Source organism: Enterococcus florum (genome assembly GCF_004309355.1).
GTDB classification, from domain to species: Bacteria; Bacillota; Bacilli; order Lactobacillales; family Enterococcaceae; genus Enterococcus_A; species Enterococcus_A florum.
The window spans coordinates 1-7396 of the sequence record NZ_BJCC01000060.1; the positions used below are offsets into that span (position 1 = coordinate 1).

Here is a 7396-nt window from a genome sequence, read left to right on the forward strand (position 1 = left end):
TCCACAAAATTTTTATATTATTTCATTGTCCTATTGACGGGGTGCGCACCAAAAGCGGCTAAGCGCCGCTTTTTAATTTATTCAAGATGCTCCTGTATTAATTGTTTAAGCAAGCTTTCCATGCGACACAGGTCGTCTATCGCAATTCGTTCGTCCACTGAGTGGATTTGCTGCATATTGGTAGATAAATTGACGGCTTCGATCCCGCGCATTCGATAAACGTTGGCGTTGCTTCCGCCACCACATGAGGCTGTTTGATAGTCGATCCCGCATTTTTCACAGGCAGTATGGAAATACCTTAGAATCGGTCGATCGTCCTCCAACGTATAGCCTGGAGTCCCTTCCTTCAGCGTATCAAAAAATTGCGCGCCGTGCTTTTCACAGGTCGTTTGAAAGACCTGCTTGACCTCCGTGATAATCTCGCGCAGGCGCGCCAACTGATTGCTTCGGGCTTCAAATTGCAAGTCGAGCTTTCCCATCACGACATTCGTGGCGGTACCGCCTTTTGCTACACCGATATTGCAAGTGGACAACGGATCGATACGGCCGATCGTCAATTGCGAAACAGCCTCTGCCGCTACCACGAAGGCATTGACTCCGGCCTCAGGATTTGCTCCTGCATGGGACTCTTTGCCCACAACAGTCAACGTGCCTTTGCAGCCGTATGGCGTTTGCGCGATGGCCGTTCCGATCGGCCCCTCTCCATCTAAAACATAAGCAAAATCAACAGCCTGCAAAACCTGTTGTTCTACCAGTTTGGCTCCTTGTAAGCTTTGTTCTTCAGAAATCGAAAAGAGGAATGTCACTGTCGGATGCGGCGCAGAGGAAGCCTGCAATGCATCGATCAGTACTAGCATCAGTGCGATCCCGCTTTTGTCATCAGCCCCCAATATAGTCGGCCCTTTACTGTAAATAAATCCTTCGCGAATTTCCGGTTGAACATCTTGGCAAGGATCAACAGTATCCATATGGGCATCAAACAGAAGATGTTTGGCTTTACCAGGAATCGTCACGATCAAATTGCCGCAATTGCCGCCGATTTTTCGCCCGCTCCGATCTTCTAAAACAGTCAGTTCCGGATATTTTGCTACATAATTTTTGATATAGGCTGCTACCAAAGCTTCGCCTCTTGAAGGGGAAGAACATCTGGCTAATTCCATAAAGACCGCTGCAACTTTTTCCAATGGATCAGAACTCCTTATTTCTTGATAAAATGAATAAATTCGTCATAGGTTTCAATACCTGTCAGTTGTTCTTGGTATTCCTGCAGGTAGCGGTAGAGAAATTTAAAAATGTTGATTGATTTGTTAACATTTGGGTTCATCAAAGTCAACAGTACTTGTGTTACTGCCGTATTTTCCACCATCACCGGTTGATCCAAATGAACATAAATACAGATCACAAAGTTTTCCCGTTTGCTGATACAATGAGGCACCGCAAAATTATTGATCACTAACGGATTTCCAGATTGTTCCCGTTCGATGATCCGAGCAGCCTCTTCCCGAGAGATCACTAGGGCTTTTTCCAGCCGTGAACAGATTGCCTGCAAAATATCCAGCCAGCTTTCCTGTTCTTGAACAATGTAAGTGAAGCTGTACTCTTTAGGAAAAATCGTCTTGATATGATAGCCGATACTGATATTTTCCAATGTCTCTTTGATCTCCGCAATGTCTTTTTCACTTAAAATGTATTCTGTCTGGAACACCGGCTGCGGACAGTCCACACGCTCTTTCGTACTGTTGATCACCAAAGAAAATGGTGCTAGATCCTTGTCATTCAACTGGTCCGTGATCTCCACATCGCAATTTGAGATTGAGGCTTCCAAAAGCTGACGATTGATGTTAGCGATCGAATTCACTTGCGCATAAATCAGGATATGATGATTTTTCTTCATCATGCTTTCCATCCCCACTGTAAAATACAAGCCGATCAAATCGCTGTTGGTGATACGATAGCCGTAATTGGCATTCATCTTTTGGATAAAAACGATTCCCAGATCAAAAGCAAAAGGATACAATGCCTTTATGTTAGCAATATTATGGATCTCTTTGCTTTTCAGAAAGCATGGATAACAGAGAATCCGTTTCAAATGGTTGTATAGCTGCTTAGCCAATTTGGGATTGGCAAATTTGATGTTGTTCTCTTGTTCGATCTGATTCAAATTTTCTTCGATCTGAGCGATCGTCAGATTCAAATTGGTTTCGATGCAATAATCCGAAACCAGACTTAAATTTCGAATTGCTTCTAGTCCATAGGTGATTTGACAAGAACGAAACAGCGCCTCCAGCTCTTCATTTTCTTCACGGAAACCATTAGGAAACAAGAGACTGGCAATAAACAAATTCGCCAGCTGGCTGTCTAAGACATTCGGAAAATAATCGCCGATCAATGTAGAATGCTTGATTTGAGAAAGCAGCAATTCGTATTGCTCTGGCGTCACCCCAGCTAGCTCCAAGTAGTATTTGGTGTTGGTTCCTACCAGATTACTCAGCAGCAGGCACTTGGTAACCAGCGATTCATTCAAGTAATGCCCCTTATGACTGACCGAGATCGCCAAGACAGATGAATAACTCTCCTTCAAAACCCCCATTTTTTCCGAAGCCGTGATTCGTGACACAAACAGCAGCTCTGCCAACCTGTCGATCGTCACATACTCATTCATAATCAGCTGGTAAAGAATGATTTGTTCATCGTTGATGTTTTTCATCATCCACTCTTCGTATTGCCCGTAATCTGTAATAAAAATTTTGTAGCCCTGCTGATCCGGCTGTACCGTCAATTCTCCGATCCCATTGCTCTCTAAAAACAGCTTAATGCTGGAAAGATCCCGCATGATCGTCCGTTTTGATTTTGCAACGATCTTAGCGATTTCCTCCGACCGAATCGGTGAGGGCGCTTTTGTCAGCAATTCCACGATAATGTATTGTCGTTCATTTAGCATAATTTCCGTCCTTTAAATAATCCAAAGACAACTTCAACCGTTCAAGACCCTCCAATACTTTGGTTCTTGGGCAGCCTAGATTCATGCGTAAAAATCCGCGACCGATTTCGCCGTACACGTCTCCACGCATGATCCCTACCTTGCCATATTCGACCAGCACACGTTGGATTTCCTCATCAGAAGCCCCCAAACCCTGCACATCCATCCAGGCCAAATACGTCGCTTGCGGAAGGTCAAAGGCGATCTCTGGAATGTACTCCTGCAAAAAGGCTTGCACTGTCTGCATATTTCCCTCGACGTAATCCACCAGTTCCGTGACATACTCCCAACAATGATCGTAAGCGGTCATCGTGGCGGTCATCCCCATGATACTAGGGGAGTTAACAAAATCCCGTTCCTTGGTTTGCACTAGAAATTCCTGTCGTAATTTTTCATTAGGGATCAGAGCATACGAACCGCCTAATCCCGGGGTGTTGAAGGTTTTAGAAGCTGAAGTCACAATGATCAGATTGTTGTACTCATTGTACCAATTCAGCAACGGGAAATGGGGACGATCAAACAAAATCATATCACTATGTATCTCATCACTAATGATCGTCACTTGGTATTTTTGACAAATTCTAACCATTCGTCCCATTTCATCCTTCGTGAACACTTTTCCCGTTGGATTATGCGGTGAACACAGTAAAAACAACTTGCATCCTGCGACCTTTTGCTCAAAAAGTGCAAAGTCGATCGCGTATCCCTCCGTACGATGTAAAGGAACCGTCACTAGCTGGCGATCGTTTTTCTGAATCACGGAAAGAAATGCGTCGTACATTGGATCGAATACCAAAATACTATCTCCTTTTTGAGACAAGATCCGAAGCAGTACAGAAATACTGTACAAGACACTTGGACTGTAAACTACCCAATCTTCGGCAATTTCCGTTTGCTGACGCTGCCGATAGTAATTGACGATTGAACCTTTAAAGGCCTGATGACTCCAACGACTATACCCGAAGATGCCATGTTCCACCACCTTCTTCAATTCTGCCAATACTCTCTCAGGCGCTTGAAAGTCTGTGTCCGAGATCGAAAACGGTAGCAGGTCCGCTTTTCCAAAACGATCCTCAATGAAATCCCACTGGGTGCTGTATGTTTGCTTTCGGTCGATTCTGCGATCAAATTGACTGCTCATCCTTCTTCCTCCAGATACTCGCACAAGCGTGAGAAATGACTTCTCACGCTTGATCTTTTTATTCTTTCACAATTTCGCCTTGGATCCCTGATTCATCTATCGACTTTTGAGCCATTTTTTTCATTGTATAGCGGATTCGTATGTTCTTAAAGACAACAATGAACAAAATGTTCGTTGCTACCCCAAATGCGTAAGCCACATAGAAAGCCCAGCCTGGTGTCATCAAGCCCAACAATGGATCGAATACACCGATTCCTGGTGCCAAACGTTCAATTCCCAACAGAATCGTAACGACACCGGTCAACCCACCCGACAAAGTATTGGCAGTGATCATTGGAATCGGATCAGCCATGGCAAAAGGAATCGCTGGTTCAGTAGCAACCGTTGCTCCTACAACAATAGCAGAAACTGCAGTGTCGCGCTCTTCTTTTGAGAACATTTTTGGCCAGATGATTGAGGCAAGCCCTGCCGCAACCGGCGGTACCGAAGCCACTACCCCAACGATGGCATACCAGATATACACTTGTTCAGCAACCAATGAGAAACAGAAGAACCAGGCAATTTTGTTGATTGGACCACCCATGTCAAAGGCCAGCATCGCCCCGATTAGGAAGGCCAACGGCAATTTGAATTCAGCCGGTACGCCGTTTAAGAAGTTCAACATGCCGCTCATTAAGCCGCCTAGGAATGGGCCTACTAGATAGAAGGTCAAGGAACCAAACAGCAAAATGGTAACGAATGGAATCACCGTCAAGTTCATCAACGATTTTACAGCTTGTGGGTAATTAAAGCCCTTGATCCATTTTACGAAATAACCAATCGTCAAACCGAAGAAGATCGCTCCGAAAAAGCCGCAGCCAGATTCCGTTCCCAGCATCGTGTTGTCATTGGCAAAATAAGTAATGATAAAAGCTGGTGCCAACGCTGGTTTGTCGCCGATACTATTGGCGATATATGCTCCCATGATCGGAATCATGAACTTAAAGCCTAGGTATCCGACCTGCTCCATGATCCAAGCAAAGGAGGCCCCGCCATCATCAAAACTGGTATATGCCATCCCGAAACGCATCAGGACATTGGCCATGGCTACTAAGACCCCGCCACCGATCACAAATGGCAGCGCTGCAGAGATTCCCGCCATCAAATGCGACATGATCGAACCTTGCGGAGTTTGCTGCTTGCCTAATTTGACTGCATGTTTATCCCCTTCAAAATGCTCTGAGCGTTCTTCTAAATGATCAAAAATCGTTTTGACTTCCTTCAACGCATCGCTGACCTTCATGTTGATCACTTTTTTGCCATTGAAACGAGCACGCTCAGAATCCGTCAACGTTTTCCCCATCGCCAAAATCACGTAGTCGGCTTCCTCGATCTGTTGGTCCGTCAGGCGATTTTCAACTCCGCTGGCCCCTTGCGTCTCCACATGGATCTCGTGCCCCAGCTCTCTAGCCCGTTTTTCAAAGGCTTCTGCCACCATGTATGTGTGGGCGATTCCCGCCGGACAGTTCGTGATTGCAACAATCTTATACTTTTCCATCCCTTTTCACTCCTATTCTATGACTTGATTGATTTCTGCCAAAACTTCCTCTTCGGATCCATTTTTCAAAATATCAATAAACTCTTCGTGGATCAGACGTCGAGAGATTTTTGCCAACGTTTTTAAATGAAAATCATTCTGATCATCTGGTGCAATCAGACAGATGAAGACATTGACTGGTTCATCATCCATCGCACGCCACTCCAACAAGTTATCACAACGAGCGACTAATACGCCGGCATCTTTGACGATCTGATGACGTGCATGAGGAATCGCTACCCCATTACCGAATCCGGTGGTCCCCTCTTCCTCACGTTTGCATAATTCTTGATAGAAGATTTCTGCGTCCGCTACCTTGCCTCGTTCAAAGGCCAGCTGAGCCAGTTGTCTTAATGCTTCTTTTTGCGTATTGGCTTCCAAATGAAAGTTTGTGTCCTGTTGCGTCAACTTTTCCATGCGCATTTCCTCCTTATACGAAATCGGTCACTGAGCTCGATTCGCTATTCCTGATCTTCTCTTTCCTTTATTCGACGATACGTAAAGTGAAAGCGATATCTACAAATTTATCTTAATCGACAAGTCGCACAGACAAAATATCCAGTTTGTCATTTGGGTGACGACAAAGCATTGATAAAGTAAAGGGTTTGTCTCTTGCGCGATGACAAATGCCAGCATTTTGCCTCTTCTCAATAAATTAAGCGCTCAGAGTCATCCTCCAAATGCCTCGTTTCCAGCTCCTTCTAATCCTTGATTCTGTAATACTGTTTTTGAATCCGCAATGATTTATTCTGGTATTTTGAAGTGATTCGAAATACTTTCGTGCCTGACGGAAACTTTTGGAGGAGTCCTATAGATCTGACTTTTCCTGTTGCATTCTTGTAAGGAGTCTACACAATCAATAAATCATTTTCATTCTTCACCATTGCCAACCAATTGTTTAGATCCTCTTTACAGAAAGAACATCAAACGTCTCAATCAATCTGTTTTTTACTCTTTCTCGATCGGTCAATGTAGGTGAAAAGGGATTTCGCCTTGAGTTGCTACTCTTTTGTATAATGCAGTAATCAGTACTGCAGGATTCATTCCTGAAGCATCTATAGCAGATTCAACCTCTTGTGTCGTTTCTTATCAATGTTCCCTTGATTTTTTTCTTCCACTTTAGAGTACCTTACACTCCTGAGACACTCTAATATTGGAATCAAATATCAATACTATGTAATTCCACCTTAAAACGTCTTCAGCAAATCTGTTACCAAAAAAACATGCAAAATTTACGAATCGTTCATCTTTTATCGCTATACTAGTCTTGTGGATGAACTTGGTGTTTCCTCACGAATGAAGCCTAGAACGACGGTTTGTTTCATTTATTTTTGAGATGCAGGTTCAACTCCTGCCATCCACTTTTAGAATTTCTTAACGATTGTTGAAGATTCAGTGATTACTAGTGTTTATTTCACAACGATATGGTATAGTACTTATCAGACGAAACATCTTTTTATGCGACATTTTTAATGAGTTTTGAGGAAATTTATTCACACTGGCGTAACTTGAGGGTTACAAGGACGGATTAGAGGTTTGGGAATTCGTCGTTTAAATGAGAAATAGTTAAAAGTTAGCAATAGTCACTCGCCAACTTTAAAATAAGAAATGTATATTCGTTAGATAGCCATCTCATTGCTGAGATGGCTCAGACTGTAGACAAAAGACGTTCAAAACTCGTAATTTGAGTATTGAACGT

The 7396-nt window shown here is 43.6% G+C and carries 5 protein-coding genes; all 5 read right to left on the reverse strand.

What is annotated here, in order from left to right:
* Positions 1 to 77 precede the first annotated feature (77 nt).
* From NRIC_RS19015 to NRIC_RS19035, 5 genes are read right to left on the reverse strand one after another with little or no spacing between them, the layout of a single operon-like run.
* Positions 78 to 1184, reverse strand: coding sequence for a M20/M25/M40 family metallo-hydrolase (locus NRIC_RS19015; protein ID WP_146624297.1), 1107 nt, complete (start codon positions 1182 to 1184; stop codon positions 78 to 80).
* Positions 1185 to 1198: 14 nt separating this feature from the next.
* Positions 1199 to 2941 (reverse strand): PTS sugar transporter subunit IIA, encoded by a 1743-nt coding sequence (locus NRIC_RS19020; RefSeq protein ID WP_146624298.1) that lies wholly within the window; start codon positions 2939 to 2941, stop codon positions 1199 to 1201.
* Positions 2931 to 4121, reverse strand: coding sequence for a MalY/PatB family protein (locus NRIC_RS19025; protein ID WP_146624299.1), 1191 nt, complete (start codon positions 4119 to 4121; stop codon positions 2931 to 2933). The genes NRIC_RS19020 and NRIC_RS19025 overlap by 11 nt, the downstream gene beginning before the upstream one ends.
* A 58-nt stretch (positions 4122 to 4179) precedes the next feature.
* On the reverse strand, positions 4180 to 5658 hold the full coding sequence (locus NRIC_RS19030; protein ID WP_146624300.1) for a fructose-specific PTS transporter subunit EIIC: 1479 nt from the start codon (positions 5656 to 5658) through the stop codon (positions 4180 to 4182).
* Positions 5659 to 5670: 12 nt separating this feature from the next.
* Positions 5671 to 6114 carry a PTS fructose transporter subunit IIA gene (locus NRIC_RS19035; RefSeq protein WP_146624301.1) on the reverse strand — a complete coding sequence of 148 codons (444 nt, stop codon included), beginning with the start codon at positions 6112 to 6114 and terminating at the stop codon, positions 5671 to 5673.
* Between the last annotated feature and the right edge of the window lie 1282 nt (positions 6115 to 7396).